This window comes from Hydrogenophaga sp. OTU3427 (assembly GCF_038440225.1).
In the GTDB taxonomy this organism is placed as follows: Bacteria; Pseudomonadota; Gammaproteobacteria; order Burkholderiales; family Burkholderiaceae_C; genus Hydrogenophaga.
Genome location: NZ_JASATI010000037.1, coordinates 15,364 through 31,294, shown reverse-complemented (window position 1 = coordinate 31,294; position 15,931 = coordinate 15,364). Strand labels below are relative to the sequence as shown.

Annotated in this window: 9 protein-coding genes; 7 read left to right on the top strand and 2 right to left on the bottom strand. The window is 69.4% G+C overall.

The window, feature by feature from the left end; translation table 11 throughout:
* The first annotated feature begins 134 nt into the window (after positions 1-134).
* The 7 genes from AAHB17_RS18435 to AAHB17_RS18405 all read left to right on the top strand — a co-directional run bounded on the left by AAHB17_RS18435 (position 135) and on the right by AAHB17_RS18405 (position 10,552).
* Entirely contained in the window at positions 135-1,100 is a 966-nt protein-coding gene (locus AAHB17_RS18435) for a tripartite tricarboxylate transporter substrate binding protein (RefSeq protein ID WP_342132225.1), read from the top strand.
* A gap of 215 nt (positions 1,101-1,315) precedes the next feature.
* Complete coding sequence (locus tag AAHB17_RS18430; RefSeq protein WP_342132224.1) at positions 1,316-3,976, top strand: hypothetical protein; 2,661 nt, start codon at positions 1,316-1,318, stop codon at positions 3,974-3,976.
* Positions 3,973-4,893, top strand: coding sequence for a UbiA family prenyltransferase (locus AAHB17_RS18425; RefSeq protein ID WP_342132222.1), 921 nt, complete (start codon positions 3,973-3,975; stop codon positions 4,891-4,893). The genes AAHB17_RS18430 and AAHB17_RS18425 overlap by 4 nt, the downstream gene beginning before the upstream one ends.
* Positions 4,894-4,984: 91 nt before the next feature.
* Complete coding sequence (locus AAHB17_RS18420; RefSeq protein WP_342132221.1) at positions 4,985-5,629, top strand: FMN-binding negative transcriptional regulator; 645 nt, start codon at positions 4,985-4,987, stop codon at positions 5,627-5,629.
* A gap of 16 nt (positions 5,630-5,645) precedes the next feature.
* A complete protein-coding gene (gene tadA, locus AAHB17_RS18415; protein WP_342132220.1) occupies positions 5,646-7,073 on the top strand; it encodes a tRNA adenosine(34) deaminase TadA in 1,428 nt (475 codons plus the stop codon).
* Between the two features lie 16 nt (positions 7,074-7,089).
* Positions 7,090-8,049: an LD-carboxypeptidase gene (locus tag AAHB17_RS18410; RefSeq protein WP_342132219.1), complete on the top strand. Its 960-nt coding sequence runs from the start codon at positions 7,090-7,092 to the stop codon at positions 8,047-8,049.
* A gap of 1 nt (position 8,050) precedes the next feature.
* A complete protein-coding gene (locus AAHB17_RS18405; protein ID WP_342132218.1) occupies positions 8,051-10,552 on the top strand; it encodes a penicillin acylase family protein in 2,502 nt (833 codons plus the stop codon).
* Between the two features lie 417 nt (positions 10,553-10,969).
* Here AAHB17_RS18405 and cphA read toward each other — a convergent pair whose 3' ends face one another.
* On the bottom strand, positions 10,970-13,540 hold the full coding sequence (cphA, locus tag AAHB17_RS18400; protein ID WP_342132217.1) for a cyanophycin synthetase: 2,571 nt from the start codon (positions 13,538-13,540) through the stop codon (positions 10,970-10,972).
* Positions 13,541-13,547: 7 nt separating this feature from the next.
* The gene (locus tag AAHB17_RS18395) at positions 13,548-15,725 is read right to left on the bottom strand and encodes a cyanophycin synthetase (RefSeq protein WP_342132216.1); all 2,178 of its coding nucleotides are present in this window, start codon (positions 15,723-15,725) and stop codon (positions 13,548-13,550) included.
* Positions 15,726-15,931: the final 206 nt, after the last annotated feature.

Sequence of the window (15,931 nt, the reverse complement as noted above, 5' to 3'; positions counted from 1 at the left end):
CCGTGCCTCCGCCCCAAGGTCCGCAAGGTGCGCGGCGTTAACCCTTGGTTAAAGCGATTATTGCCTCGTGGGCCGTTTCGCGCAGCGGTGGCCAGGGGTAGATTTGATCGACATCCCCACCCCGGAGTGCCCACATGCCCACCTCGATCACCCGTCGGCTGTTTGTGAATGGCCTGGCCTGCAGCGCCTGGGCCGCATCGGCCCAGGACGCTTATCCCGGCAAACCCCTGCGGCTCATCGTGCCGTTGCCGCCCGGTGGACCTTCCGACTTCATGGCCCGCACCGTCGCACAAGGTTTGTCGGTCGGGTTGTCGCAAGCGGTGGTGGTCGACAACAAGCCAGGCGCCGACGGTGCCGTCGCCTTGCGCGAGGCCCTGGTCGCGCCGGCCGACGGCCACACCTTGCTCTACGCCACCGGGTCCATGCTGGCCTTGCCCTTGTTGGGCAAACCGATGGCCTTCGACTGGTTGTCCGCATTGGCTCCCGTGGGGCAGCTGGGCCGCGTGGCTTTCTGTCTGATGGTGCATCCGGACGTGCCCGCGCGCACCGTGGCCGAGCTGGTGGCCCATGCCCGTGCCCACCCCGACCAGCTCAACTGCGCCACCAGCACCCTGGGCGAATTCATGGCAGCGGCGCAGTTCATGAAGGTCACCGGCGTGCGTTTGACCCGTGTGCCCTACAAAGGCGGCAGCCAGGCCATGCCCGATCTGCTGGCGGGACGCGTCCAGGTGATGTTCGGCCCGGTCACGTTGGCGCTGCCTCGGCTGGGCTCCGGCGGCGTGCGGGTGTTGGCCACCTTGTTGCCCCAGCGCAGCGCGGCCATGCCCGAGGTTCCCACCTTGGCGGAGGCCGGCCACGCCACCGTCACGGTGCCCACCTGGCAATCGCTGTTTGTGCCGGCCAGAACGCCGGTATCGGTGATCGAACGCCTGAGCGCCGAAGCGTCGACCGTGCTCGCGCGGCCCGAACTGCGCCTGGAACTGGAACAGCGTGGCCTGTTCGTCGACAAACCGTCCCCGGCCGAGTTGGCCACCACCGTGACACGAGAGCAGGCTTTGTGGGCGACACTGATCACCGAACACCGGTTGACGGCCGAGTGAGCCGGTCGGGCCACCCGGCGAGCGAATCCTGACCGCTGCAAAGCGGCCGTTCATCGATTGGGCACTCATCTACAATCCGCCGCTTGTCCACACGCTCGGGTCTTATGCAGGCAGCAGACGCCTCAACCACGGAATGGGAGGCGGAGTCGCCTGAATCCCCCGCGAGGCCGCCGCAGCCGGGGGGCGGGTGGTGGCGGGATTCGGTGGTCTGCCTGTTGCTCGGGCTTCTGGCCTTCCTGGTCTACAACGCCAACCTCCGCTCCATCGGCGCGGGCGACACCTATCCGGCGCGCTACCTTCCGCTTTCCATCTGGAAGCACCACAGCCTCGCGCTGGACCCGATAGAGACACTGGTGGCCCAGGGCATGAAGGCGCCCACCGCCGCGGGCGAAGTCACGGGGGCCTACTGGATGACCAAGGGCCCACGCGGCCATCTGGTCTCGCTGTATCCGGTGGTGACCCCCGTGGTTCTGACGCCGCTGTATCTGCCTGCGTTTGTTTACCTGCAGATGACCGGCTGGGAGTCGGAACGGGTCGATCACATGGCCCGGATCATGGAGAAAATCTGCGCGTCGCTCATGGCATCCGCGTCGGTGATGCTGATGTACTTGGTGTTGCGGCGGCGCTGCGCCCGCATGCTGGCCATCTGGCTCACGCTGGTGTATGCGTTTGGCACGGCGACCTGGGGCATCAGCAGCCAGGCCCTGTGGATGCACGGGCTGGCCCAGTTGCTGGTGGTCCTGGGCCTGTGGCTGATCACCGGACCCAGCACGAGGTGGCGCACCGTTGCCATGGGTCTGGTTTGTGCGCTGATTGCGTGCAATCGGCCGCCCGATGTTTTCCTGGCGGCTGGTCTGGGCCTGTGCGCCCTGTGGTGGGCGGGGCGCCGGTGGCCGCTGTTGTTGCTGGGCGGGCTGGCGCCGACGGGTCTGCTGTTGGCCTACAACCTGGACGCGGTGGGCCACCTCCTGGGGAGCTATGGCCTGTTCACCGGTAAAAAGAAGCTCGCGCTGTCGGTGGGAAGTGCCTTTTCCGGCGTGGCTGGCCTGCTGTTCAGCCCGGTGCACGGCTTGTTGGTGTTTTCGCCGTTTCTGCTCTTCCTTCCTTTCGGCTGGGCCCGTGTGCGCTCCGATCCGCGGTCGCGGCGCTTCGCCTGGGTGCTGGGCATCGCGGTGTTGGCGCAACTCCTGTTCTACGGCGCGGTGCAGTGGGTGCAGGGGGTCAGCTGGGGTCCCCGGTTTCTGACCGCGATGTTGCCTATTCTGATGTGGATGCTGGCACCGGTGGTGGTGGGGCTGTCTCGCGTGGGGAGGACCGCATTTTCGGCGGCGTGTGTGGTCGCCGTGCTGATCGAAGTGCTGGGGGCGTTCTGGTACACAGGCGAAACCCATGCGACCTCGCTGGCCGCCTTGTCCGCCCGGCCGGGCATGTCCGTCAGGGCCGCCGCCGAACACGCTGCCTGGGACATCCGTAACACGCCGTTCATTGCCGACCTGAGACTGCCCAACGAACTCGGTGCGAGACTGCGTGGCACCATCGACGTTGCAACGGTGACGGCGGGGCGGGAGGTCGAGGTGGCCGGCTGGGCGTTGATGGGCGGACATTCGCCGTTCGACCTGCACCTGCTGGTGGACGGCCAGCGGCGGGTGGCATCGACCGGAACGTTCTTCGAGCGACCGGACGTGGTGCGTGCGCTGGGTGAAGCCAGCCCCAGTGGCTGGCGTGTCACGTTTCCCCTGGGTGACCTGGCCCCCGGCGAGCATGTGCTCACCGTCCTGGTCCGGTCCGCTGCGGGCGCGCAACCGCGCGTCCTGCCTGAACGCCGTTTCACCGTGCCGCCCCGCATCGACGAATTTGTGCCCCGCGACTGGAGCCTGGCACAAGCGGCCCAGCACGTGGCTGCGGTGCTTGCGCACCGCCAGCATGGCAGCGGCTACTGGCTGACCGCACACACCCAGGCACCCCGCTTCGAACGCCCGGTGCAGGAGCTGAATCTGTTTGCCAACGCCGAAATGATCGATGTCCTCGGCCCCGTGGCTCAGGAGGTGGGTGTGGGCGAGATGCTGGCGCGCGCGCGGTCCTTCCTGGCCAGCCAGATCGAGGACAACGGACTCGTGCGCTACCACGGCCGACCCGAGCTGCCAACCCACGGCACCCTGGGCTGCCGCATCACCCCCGACGCGGACGATACCGCGCTGGTCTGGCGCATCGCGCCAGGTGAACGGGCGGAAGGCTTGGCCATGGCGCTGGCCACCCTGAACCGGTTCCGCACCCCAGACGGCCTGTACCGCACCTGGCTTGCACCCCAGGACCGCTACGAATGCCTGGACCCGGGCAAGGACCCGAATCCACCCGACATCGGCATCCAGATCCATGTGTTCCTGCTGCTGGCGCAGGCGGACCCACCGGCCGCGCGCCGGCTGTGCCAGGCGATGCGGAAACGGGCAAGCGACGAAAGCCTGTGGGTCTATTACAGGATGGCCCCGCCGGTGGTGGTCTTGCGCCGCAACGAACTGCGCCAGGCGGGATGTTCCCTCGATTTGCCGCCCCAGCGGCTGCGGACCACGGTGGCGGGGCAGGGCGTGTGGCTGGAACTGCTGGAGCGCCTGCAAGGGCTCGAAGATGGTGGCGGGGCCAGCGCCGCCGTCCATGCCGACAACGCCGCTTTCCTGGCACGGCTGGCCAGCGGCGGCTTTGGGATGCTCGCGCGTGACCCGCTGCTGTTCTATCACAACGATTTGAGTGCCTCGGTCAGCCGCTTCTACTGGTCGCAGGAACTGGGTTACGCCCTGTGGCTGAGGCTGTATGCCGAGAACGAGCGCGCCCGGACGCCTGGGCCGGAGCGGAAAACCCCGGGGCAGGGCGCCCGGCCATGAGCGACACCACGGTGGCGAACCGTCAGCGACCCGCACGGTCCCTGTGGCGCCTGCTGGCCTGCATACGCCTGGACGAGGTCCTGGTGCTGCAAGGCACGCCGTGGCTGGGGGCGCTCCTCGCGCTGGAGGTGCTGACGCTGGACGGCTTCTTGCGAGGCCTGGTGTTTGTCGCCGGCAGCCTCTGCCTGGTGGCCCACGTGTTCGTGCTCAACGACTGGGCCGGCATCGAGGGCGATCTGCGGGATCCCCAGCGGTCGGCCCGGACGTTTTCGGCCAAGGGGGCCAGCCGCGGCGGCATCGGCTGGCTCGCCATCGGTTTGCTGGTGCTGAGCCTGCTGCTGCTGGGCGCGCTCGGGCCCATGCCTTTTCTGCTGGCGCTGGCGATACTGGTCCTGAGCGCGCTCTATTCGGCCCCTGGCGTGCACATGAAGGGGCGTCCTGTGCTCAGTTCGGTGCTGCACCTGGTGGGGGGCACGCTGCATTTCCTGCTCGGGCATGCGGCCTTCGCGCCGGTGACGGCATCGAGTGTGGGTGTCGCTTGTTTTTTTGGGCTGATCTTTGCCGCTGGCCACCTGGTGCACGAGACGCGCGGCCACGAAGGGGATGCGCTCAATCACATCCAGACCAATGCCGTGGCCTTTGGCAAGGCGCGCAGCTTCGGGGCGGCCAGTGTCCTGTTCAGCGCGGCCTACGCGCTGCTGGCGGTCCTGGTGCTGTGGGGAGCGCTGCCCCGCGTGCTGCTGGTGGCCCTGGTGTTCTACCCGGTGCACCTGCACGCCTCGTGGCGGGCGATGCGCGCCGGCCTGAGTTTCGACAGCCTGCTGCGCTTCCAGGCCTGCTACCGGCGGCTTTACGCCTTGATCGGTGTGTTGATGGCCGGCAGCGCCGCGCTGCGGCTGCTCGGCGCCGGTCCTTGATCCGCCGGGTGTGCGCGCGATCACAGCGATGCGTCGAATGCAGCAATGCGGGGCGTTGCGCCCGCTACAGTGCAGGACAAGGAGTTCGCCCATGCCCCCATCCAGCACCGTCTACCTGCCCCCTCAGTTCCGCAGCCAGGACGCCGCCCACGCGGCGCGGCTGATGCGCGAGCACCCCTTTGCCAGCCTGATCTCGGTCGATGACGGCGGCTTGCCCTTCGTCACGCACCTGCCGCTGCACCTGTTGGAAGGGGAGGGTGGCTGGTCGCTGCTGGGGCACTGCGCCAAGCCCAACCCCCATTGGCGCCTGCTGGCGGCCCGGCCGCGCGCGCTGGTGAGCTTCATGGGGCCCCACGCCTATCTGTCGCCCCAGGTCTATCCCGACAAGGCCCGGGTGCCCACCTGGAACTACCTGGCCGTGCACGCCACGGTCGAGGCCCGCCTGATCGAGGAGCCCCAGGCCAAGGACGCCTTGCTCAAGCGGCTGATCGCCGACCACGAACCCGGCTATGCCCAGCAATGGCGCGACCTGGGGGATGATTTCGCGCAGCGCATGCTGGCGGGCATCGTCGGCTTCGAGCTGCGCATCGAGCAGATCGAGTGCAAGCTCAAGCTCAACCAGCACCGCAGCGAGTCGCACGCGGCCATGCACGCCGGGTACGTGGGCGGCAACGAGCAGGAGCAGGGCCTGGCGCGCTGGATGCAACACCTGGGACTGGTGGGCACCGCTCCCTGACCTACACTTGCGGGCCATGCCGCCAGACGCAGTGCCCGCCTTGCCACCCCACGCCACGGACCAGGACCTCATGCGCCTGGCCCTGGCCCAGGCGCAGGCCGGTGCGCAAGCGGGGGAGGTGCCCGTGGGCGCGGTGCTGGTGCGCCGCCGCGCCGACGGCAGCGCCGAGGTGCTGGCCCAGGCCCACAACCGCCCGGTGTCCACCCACGACCCCAGCGCCCACGCCGAGATGCTGGCCTTGCGTGAAGCTGCCGCGCGCCTGGGCAACTACCGGCTCGACGGCTGCGAGTTGTATGTGACGCTGGAGCCCTGCGCCATGTGCGCGCAGGCGGCGCTGCATGCCCGGGTGTCGCGTGTCGTCTTTGGCGCGGCCGAACCCAAGACCGGCGCGGCCGGGTCGGTGCTGGATGTGTTCGGCGAACCCCGGCTCAACCACCAGACCCAGGTCACCTCTGGCGTGCTGGCCGGCGACTGCGCCGACGTGCTGCAATCCTTTTTTGCTGAACGCCGGCAGGCCAGCCGCGCGAACAACCCCCATCCGCTGCGCGACGACGCGCTGCGCACGCCCGACGGCCGTTTTGCCGATCTGCCCGGCTACCCTTGGGCGCCTCGCTATGTGAGCGACCTGCCCAGCCTGTACGGCCTGCGCCTGCACCACCTGGACGAAGGCCCGGCGGACGCGCCCATCACCTGGCTGTGTCTGCACGGCAACCCGGCCTGGAGCTACCTCTACCGGCACATGATCCCGGTGTTCCTTGCGGCCGGGCACCGCGTGGTGGCGCCCGATCTGATCGGTTTTGGCAAAAGCGACAAACCCAAGAAGGAGGCCGCCCACCGCTTCACCTGGCACCGCGAGGTGTTGCTGGAACTCATCGAGCGGCTGGACCTGCGGCGTGTGGCCTTGGTGGTGCAGGACTGGGGCGGCCTGCTGGGCCTGACCCTGCCCATGGCCGCGCCCGAGCGTTACCAGGCGCTGCTGGTGATGAACACCACCCTGGCCACCGGCGATGTGCCCTTGTCGCCGGGTTTCCTGGCCTGGCGGGAGATGTGCGCCCAGCAGCCCGAGTTCGACGTCGCGCGCCTGTTCGCGCGCGGCAACCCGCAGATGAGCGCCGCCGAATGCGCGGCCTACAACGCGCCTTTCCCCGACCGGGGCCACCGCGCGGCGCTGCGGGCCTTTCCGCCCCTGGTGCCCGATGCGCCCGATGCCGACGGCGCGGCCCTTTCGCGCCAGGCCGGCGCATTCTGGCGCGAGCGCTGGACGGGCCCCAGCCTGATGGCCGTGGGGGCGCAAGACCCCGTGCTGGGCCTGCCCGTGATGCAGGCCTTGCGGGCGCAGATCCGCGGCTGCCCCGAGCCCATGGTCCTTCCGCAGGCGGGCCACTTCGTGCAAGAGCACGGAGCGGTCATCGCCCAGGCCGCGCTGCGACAATTCAGCGCCTGATCGTTTTCCACCTCCCATGTCCCACATCTACATCGTTTCCCCCAGCAGCGCGGTGCGCGACAAGCCGGCTTTCCGGCGCGGCGTGGCCCGGCTCAAGGCCCTGGGGCACGCGGTCGAGCTCGACCCCGCAGCCCGTACCCACCACCAACGTTTTGCCGGGGACGACGAGACCCGGCTCGCGGCCCTGGCCCGAGCCGCCGCCAGTGGCGCCGACGTGGTGCTGATCTCGCGGGGCGGTTACGGCCTGACCCGCCTGCTGGAGCGCCTGCCCTACAAGGCCATCGCCAGGAGCATCGCCCAGGGCTGCCGCTGGGTGGGTCTGAGCGACTTCACCGCGCTGCAGCTGGCCTTGCTGGCCAAGACCGGTGCCACCACCTGGGCCGGGCCAGCCGTGGGCGAGGATTTTGGCGCCGAGGTCGAAGCCGACGGCAGCCCGGACATGATCATGGAAGCCTGTTTCGACGACTTGCTGGAAGGCCATGGCGAGGGCGCGGGCTGGCGGCTGCCTGCCGCCGACCTGCAGGCCCAGCCCGCGCTGGCCGACTGGATGACACCGGAAGCCACCCTCTGGGGCGGCAATCTCAGCGTGCTGTGTTCGCTGGTGGGCACGCCCTACCTGCCCGCCGTCCAGGGCGGCATCCTGTTCGTCGAGGACGTGGGCGAACACCCCTACCGCGTCGAGCGCATGTTCACGCAGCTGTTGCACGCGGGCGTGCTGGGCCAGCAAAAGGCCATCGTGCTGGGCGCCTTCAGCGGCTACAAGCTCGTGCCCGGCTACGACCGTGGATTCGGCATGCCCGCCGTGGTGTCGTGGCTGCGTTCGCAACTGAAGGTGCCCGTGCTCACCGGCCTGCCCTTTGGCCACGTCCCCACCAAGGTGCTGCTGCCCGTGGGGCAGACGGTCCGCCTGGTGGTGCAGGGGCGCGACGCCATGCTGCTCTGGGCCCATGGCCACGACCACGACCAGGAAGACTGAGGTGCGCTGGACACGACGCCTGTTGTGGGGTCTGCTGGCCCTGCTCGTGGTCGCGGGTGGGGCGCTGGCCCTGTACATCCAGCGCAGCCTGCCGATGACCGATGGGCAGCTGCGCCTGAGCGTGCTGCGGGCCCCGGTCGAGGTCAAGCGCGACGCGGCCGACGTGACCCACATCCTCGCGCAGTCGCCGCTGGACGCCATGCGTGCCATCGGCTACGTGCACGCGCAGGAGCGGGGCTGGCAGATGGACTTCAACCGCCGCGTCGTGCGTGGCGAACTGTCGGCCGTGCTGGGCCCGGCCACGCTGGAGACCGACAAGCTGATGCGCACCCTTGGCATCCGCCAGGCCGCACAGGCCCAGTGGGACAGGCTGCCGCCCCAGGCCAAGGCACAGATCGAAGCCTATGCGCAGGGCGTCAACGCCTTCTTCGCCGAAGGCACGCAGGCCTTGTCGCCCGAGTTCCAGATCCTGCAGGTGAACCCCCGCGAAGCGGCGAGGGCAGGGCGTTACTGGGACGCGCTGGACAGCATGGGCTGGTCCTTGATGATGGCGCTGGACCTGGGCGGCAACTGGGGCACCGAGTTTGCCCGCCTCTCCCTGTTGCAGGTGCTGGACACGCCGGCCCTGTGGCAGGCCTTGCCGCCGTATCCCGGCGAGCCACCGGCCGCCAGCGCCGATCTGGCCCAGCTCTACCGTAGTCTCGGGGTCTACAAGCCGGTGGAGCAGAAGACCTCGGCCGTCCCAGCGCCCGTGCCGCGGGGCGTGGCCGACGCGTGGCGCGCGCGCCTGGCCGAAGACGTGGTCGCCTGGGCCCACGAGGTGGGCAACGTCGACGGCAAGGGCAGCAACAACTGGGTGGTGGCCGGCAGCCGCAGCGCCACCGGCAAACCCTGGCTGGCTAACGACCCGCACCTGGGCCTGAGCGCGCCGGCCATCTGGTATTTCGCCCACCTGCATGCCCCGGCCGCCGATGGCCAACCCGCCCTCAACGTGATCGGCGCCACGTTGCCGGGCCTGCCCTCGGTGGTGCTGGGCCGCACCGACCAGGTGGCCTGGGGGTTCACCAACACCGGCCCCGACGTGCAGGATCTCTATCTGGAACAGATCAACCCGGCCAACCCGGCGCAGTACCGTGTGCCGGCGCCCGTGGGCCAGACCGCCTGGGCCACGTTCGAGACCCGCAGCGAGACCATACATGTCAAGGGCCAGCCCGACGTGAGCCACGTGGTGCGCCACACCCGCCACGGCCCGGTGCTCAGCGACGCCCAGCCCACGCATGGCGAGGTGCTGGACACCACGCGCTTCGTGCTGGCCCTGCGCTGGACCGCGCTGGACGCCGACAACAGCAACGTGCTGGCCGGCGTGCTGGCCAACCAGGCGCGCTCGGTGCCCGAGCTGATCGAGGCCTACCGCCATTTCCATTCGCCCATGCAGAACGTGGTGGCGGCCGACGTCAGCGGCCGCATCGCCTACAAGGCGGCGGGCAAGGTGCCGCTGCGCGACCCGCGCAACGACATCCGGGGCGTGGCGCCATCCCCCGGCTGGGACGCCCGCTACGACTGGAGCGGCTGGCTGCCCTATGAAGCCACGCCGCAGGACGACGGTGCGCGCGGCTGGATCGCCACCGCCAACCAGCGCGTGCATGGGCCGGACTACCCCCATTTCCTCACGCAGGACTGGGCGCCGCCCTGGCGCCAGCAGCGCATCGAGCAACTGCTGGAGAAGACCCCCAAGCACGACCTGACCAGCATGCAGGCCCTGCACGGCGACCAGTGGTCGGGCGCCACCATGCTGCTGTTGCCCCACTTGCAGAAGGCCCCATCGGCCCACCCGCTGGCGAGCGCCGCCCAGGCGCAGCTCCAGGGCTTTGACGGCCACATGCGCGCCGACAGCGCCGCGCCCCTGATCTACAGCGCCTGGATCGACGAGTTCACGCGTGGTGTGATCGGTGGCCGCGTGGGCCAGGCGAGGTTTGAAAAGCTGTACGGCAAGCGCCTGTTCCGCGCCGGTGTGGAAGGCATGCTGGCGCGCGACGACAAGGCCTGGTGTGGTGCCTCGGGTTGCGCCCAGGCCTCTGGCGAAGCGCTCACGCGCGCGTTGGACCGGCTGCAGCGCAGCCACGGCGGCGATGTGGCGAAGTGGACCTGGGGCGCGGCCCACCCGGCCCTGTCCATCCACCGTCCCTTCAGCAGCGTGGCGCCGTTGGCCCAGCTGTTCGAGGTGCGGGTGCCCACCGGTGGCGACCCGTTCACGGTCAACGTGGGCCAGTACCACCTGGACAAGGCCGACGCCCCCTACGCCAACCGACACGCGGCGAGTCTGCGGGCGCTGTACGACCTGTCGGACCTGGAGAACTCGCGCTTCATCTACCAGACGGGGCAGAGCGGCAACGTGTTCTCTGATCGCTACCGGGACATGTCGTCGGAGTGGGCGGCGGTGCGCTACCGGGCCTTGAAGATGTCGCCGGGTGAGTTCCTGTCCTCTTTGACCTTGATGCCGTGATCTGCGTTACGTTTCGTTCGTAGACCTCGCGCCAGGTGGCTGGCGTGGTCTGCGGGCTGCGGCCACTCGCGGTCGGAAGCACAGGTACACCCACATTCTTCCATCAAGGCCGTGTGGGCGCGCCGTTTCTGTGGCAACCGCAAATTCGGCCTATGCCCGCAGACCCCACCAACCCCCTGTGAGCAATCCGTGGCGTGCCCACGTGGGCGTGCCAACAAGCTCGGTGGGGACAGGCGGGGTGGGCGCGTGGGCGTAGGCCGAATTGCGGTTGCCACAGAAGGCGCACACCCACCACGGTGTTGACGCCATGACATTGGCGCTGCGAATGGACCGTCCGCGAGTGGCCGCAGCCCACGCGCACGCGTCGCCTGTCCCTGCCCAAGGCGGCGGCGCGAAACCCGTCAACAACTCAAAAAGTCAGGCGGAACCCGTCTTCTTGGCGATGTGTTCCAGCGCCTCTTCCACCTGATCGATCAGCACCAGGCACAGGTCGCCCGGCTGCAGGTGGTCCAGCGCCAGGTCGATGGCGTTGAACTCGCCCTTGACCTCGTGGATGCGCCGCGTCTTGGTGGCGCCTTGCAGGCCTTCGCGCAGCAGCGCGACCACCTCGCCCTCAACGCGGCCACGCTGGCAGGCGTCCTCGTACAGCACCACCTCGTCGAAGGCCGTGCCCAGAATGCGGGTCTGCTGCCGGATGTCCTCGTCGCGGCGGTCGCCGGCGCCGCTGATCACCACCGAACGCTCACGCGCCGGCATGTTGAGCACCGCGCTGGTCAGGGCCTGGATGGCGTCGGGGTTGTGGCCGTAGTCGGCGATCACCGTCGCGCCCTTGTGGTCGAACAGGTTGAAGCGCCCCGGCACCGCGCGGGCATTGCTCTCGAAGCTGGCCAGGCCTTCGCAGATCTGCTCCCATGGCACGGCCAGGGCCCACACCGCCGCCACCGACGACAACACGTTGTCGACCTGGAAACCGATGGTGCCGCCGCGCGTGACCGGAATCTGCGCCAGGGGAATGCGCACCTCGCGCGCGCCCTCGGCCGCCACCACGTGGCCGTCCTGCACGAACACCACGCGTTTGCCCTGGGCCCGGTGCATGGCCATCACCGGGTGGTGCTCGTCCTGGGCGAAGAAGGTGACCTGGCCGGGGCATTCGTCGGCCATCTCGGCCACCTCGGGGTCGGCCGCGTTGAGCACGGCCATGCCGCTGCTGGCCACGTTGAGCACGATCACGCGCTTGAGCACGCTCAGGTCTTCCAGCGTGGTGATGTAGTTCAGGCCCAGGTGGTCGCCGGCGCCCAGGTTGGTCACCACCGCCACCTGGCAGCGGTCGTAGGCCAGCCCCTCGCGCAGCATGCCGCCGCGCGCGGTCTCGAACACGGCCACGTCCACGTCGGGGTGCATCAGCACATTGCGCGCGCTGCGCGGGCCGCTGCAGTCGCCGCTGTCGGTCTGGCGCCCATTGACGTAGACACCGTCGGTGTTGGTCATGCCCACGCGCTGGCCGCTGGCGCGCAGCAGGTGGGCGGTCAGGCGCACGGTCGTGGTCTTGCCGTTGGTGCCGGTCACGGCCACCACGGGCACGCGGCCGTCCTCGCCGTTGGGGAACATGTGGTTGATGACCGCCTCGCCCACGTTGCGGCCCTTGCCGAAGGAAGGGCTCAGGTGCATGCGCAGGCCGGGCGCGGCATTGACCTCGACGATGCCGCCCGACTGCTCTTCCAGCGGGCGGGCGATGTTCTCGCACACCACGTCCACGCCGCAGATGTCCAGGCCCACCATCAGCGCCGCCGCGATGGCGCGCGCCGCGACGTCGGGGTGGACCTCGTCGGTGACGTCGGTGGCGGTGCCGCCAGTGGACAGGTTGGCGTTGTTGCGCAGCACCACCCGCTGGCCCAGGGAGGGCACGCTGTGTTCGTTCAGGCCTTGTTCGGCCAGGCGCGCGCGGGCGATGTCATCGAAACGGATCTTGGTCAGCGAGGTGGAGTGCCCTTCACCACGGCGCGGGTCGGTGTTCACCTGGGCCACCAGCTCGGCCACCGTGTGCTGGCCGTCACCGATCACCAGCGGCGGGTCGCGCCGGGCGGCAGCCACCAGCTTGTTGCCCACCACCAGCAGGCGGTAGTCGATGCCGGGCAGGTACTTCTCGACCATGATGTCGTCGCGGAAATGCCGCGCCGCTTCGTAACCGGCCACCACCTGCTCGCGGGTCGTCAGGTTGACCGCGACCCCCTTGCCCTGGTTGCCATCGCGCGGCTTGACCACCACCGGCAGGCCAATCTCCTGGGCCGCGGCCCAGGCGTCGTCGGCACCGTCCACCGGGCGGCCGATGGGCACCGGCACGCCGGCCGCCTGCAGCAGCTTCTTGGTCAGCTCCTTGTCCTGGGCAATGGATTCGGCGATGGCGCTGGTCGCGTCCACCTCGGCCGCCTGGATGCGGCGTTGCCGCGCGCCCCAGCCGAACTGCACCAGGCTGCCCTGGGTCAGGCGGCGGTAAGGGATGCCACGGGCCACGGCGGCGTCCACGATGGAGCCGGTGGAGGGGCCCAGGCGCACGTCCTCGTCGATCTCGCGCAACTGGTGCAGCGCGTCTTCAAGGTCGAAGGGCTGGTCGTCCTGCGCCGCCTGGCACAGCTTGCAGGCCAGGTCGAAGGCCAGCCGGCCGACGGCTTCTTCGCTGTACTGAACCACCACCTGGTAGACGCCGTCCTCGGGCGCGGGCGTGGTCCGACTGAAGCTGACCGCACAGCCGGCCTGGGCCTGCAGCGCCAGCGTCACGCGTTCGAGGGCGTGGGCGGTGCTGAGCTTGCCGTCGGACGGCGGCTGGGGCAGGGCGCCCATGGCCGGGAACAGGCGGCTGAGCCGCTCATCGAAGCCAGGCAGGTGCTCCAGGCTGCACTCCTGCTCGCTGCAGGTGACGATGGCCTCGACGGCGGTGTGCCGGGTCCAGAGGTTGGGGCCGCGCAAGGCGCGAAGGCGTGAGACTTGCATGTCGTGATCAGGATTCGGTGAGAACGGGTGCGCTCGATTCAATAGCGGCGCGCACCAGGCCAGGCGACAGGTCCAGGGCCCAGGCCGCGGCCACCACCGCCAGCAAGGACGACAGGCCGAGCGCGCCGCGCTCCAGCAGCTGGGCCATGGCCGGCTGGTCCAGGTCCAGCAGGGGCGTCTGCACCTGCTGGTGGCACATCACCACCTGGTGCCCACGCACGGTCACGAAGCGGCCGCCGTCGGCGCACTGCTGTTTCATGGCGGCGGCGTCGATGTCGGTGCCGTAGAGGATGACCTCGCCATCGCACAGCTCGGCCAGGCCACGGGCGATCTCGTCGTCGGCGTTGAGCACCGCGCAGCCTTGCTTGAGCACCACGTCCACCTGGGTGCGCAGCACCAGGCGCATGCGCTCCATGTCGTGGATGTAAGGATCGTCCATGCCCTCGGGGCCGGGCACGCCGGTGACGATGCCGACCTGGCAGCGGTCGTAGGCCAGGCCTTCCTTGAGGATGCTCTGCGGGCTGTTCTCGATCACCGCTGCCTCGATGTTGCGGTTGATCAGCGTGCGCTGGCCGGCTTCCCAGTCGGTGGGCTTGCCGGAGATGACGCGCTGCTGCCCGATGTACAGGCCCGCGGCGCAGGCCAGGCCGGTGAGAGGGCCGCTGAGCTGCAGTGTGCGCGCCAGCAGGCGGGCGACCACGGTGCGCTCCGGGCCACCCGTCACGCCCACCACCGGGATGCGGCCGCTGTCGCTGGCGCTGAACAGGTGGTTGACCACCGCCTCGCCGCAGGGGCGCGGCTTGCCGATGGCGGGCTTGAGGTGCATCAGCAGGCTGGGGCCGGCGTTGACCTCGACGATGGCGCCGCCCTGTTCCGCCAGAGGACGCGAGATGTCGCGTGCCACCAGGTCGATGCCGGCAATGTCCAGGCCCACCACGCGGGCCGCCAGCGCGGCCATCTCGGCCACGTCCGGGTGCACCTCATCGGTGACATCGTGGCCCATGTTGCCGGTGCGCATCACGAGCACGTGGCGACCGGCTTCGGGCACGCTGGCGCCGGTGAGGCCCTGGCGTTGGAGCTCCAGCACCGCCGTGGTGTGTTCGCTCAGTCGAATCGTGTCCAGCAGAAAACCCTCTTCCTCGCCACGGCGCGGGTCGCTGTTGATTTGCAGTTCGATCAGCTGCTCGACCGTGTGGACGCCGTCGCCGGTAACGCTGGCCACCTCGCCACGCGAGGCCGCCACCAGCTTGCCACCCACCACCAGCAGGCGGTGTTCTTCGCCGTGAATGTGGCGCTCGACCATGACGTCCGAACCTTCGGCTTCAGCCACCGGGAAAGCCGCTTCGATCTCGGCCTGCGTGTTGAGGTCCAGCGACACGCCACGCCCGTGGTTGCCGTCGGTGGGCTTGACCACCACCGGCAGACCGATGTCCTGCGCCGCGCCCCAAGCCTCGCCCGGGCTGTGCACGATCTCGCCCTCGGGAATGGGCACACCGCAGGCCTTGAGCAGGGACTTGGTGAGGTCCTTGTCGCGCGACACGCTTTCGGCGATGGCGCTGGTGCGGTCGGTCTCGGCGGTCCAGATGCGGCGCTGGCGCGAGCCGTAGCCCAACTGCACCAGGTTGCCGTCGGTCAGGCGGATGGACGGAATGCCACGGTCGGCTGCCGCATCGGCGATGGCCGCGGTGCTGGGGCCCAGGCACAGGCGGTCCACCAGGGTGGTGAGCTGCTTGACGGTGGCCTTCACATCGAAGGCCTGGTCATGGATGGCGGCCAGCACCAACTCGCGGGCGGCGTGCACGGCGGCGAAGCCCACGTCTTCCTGGCGGGCCCGCACAGCCAGCTTGTAGACACCGCGTTGCTCGGTCTCGCGCGCCTTGCCGAAACCGACCTGCGAGCCGGCCAGGTTCTGCAGCTCGATGGCCACGTGTTCCATGATGTGCGCCGGCCAGGTGCCTTCGCGCAGGCGCAGCAGGAAGCCGCCGGGCTCGCCCACGCCGCAGCGGTGTTCGGCCAGGCCGGGCAGCCAGGCGCTCAGGCGCTCGGTGAAGCCGGGCAGGGTGTTGGACGGGCAATCCTCCAGGGCGCCAATGTCGACCAGCGCTTCGACCACCGGGCGGTAGGTCCAGATGTTGGGGCCGCGCAGGTAGGCCAGACGCAGGATCTTGATGTCTTTTTCAGTCATGGGAATGGTCGCCCGCAGCCGCGCCGCGGGGGCGTGCTGGACAGGGCGGATGTCGGTTCTGCGGTCAGAGGGGCAGCCTTACAATCTTCTGGCCTGATGTGGCCTTCAAGGTGAACCAGGCAACGCCACGGGGCGTGCACCAGAAACGCGATTTTGTACCCACTCCGAGGCGGGTCCAAAGCGGTTACAAACATTTATTTTCCAGC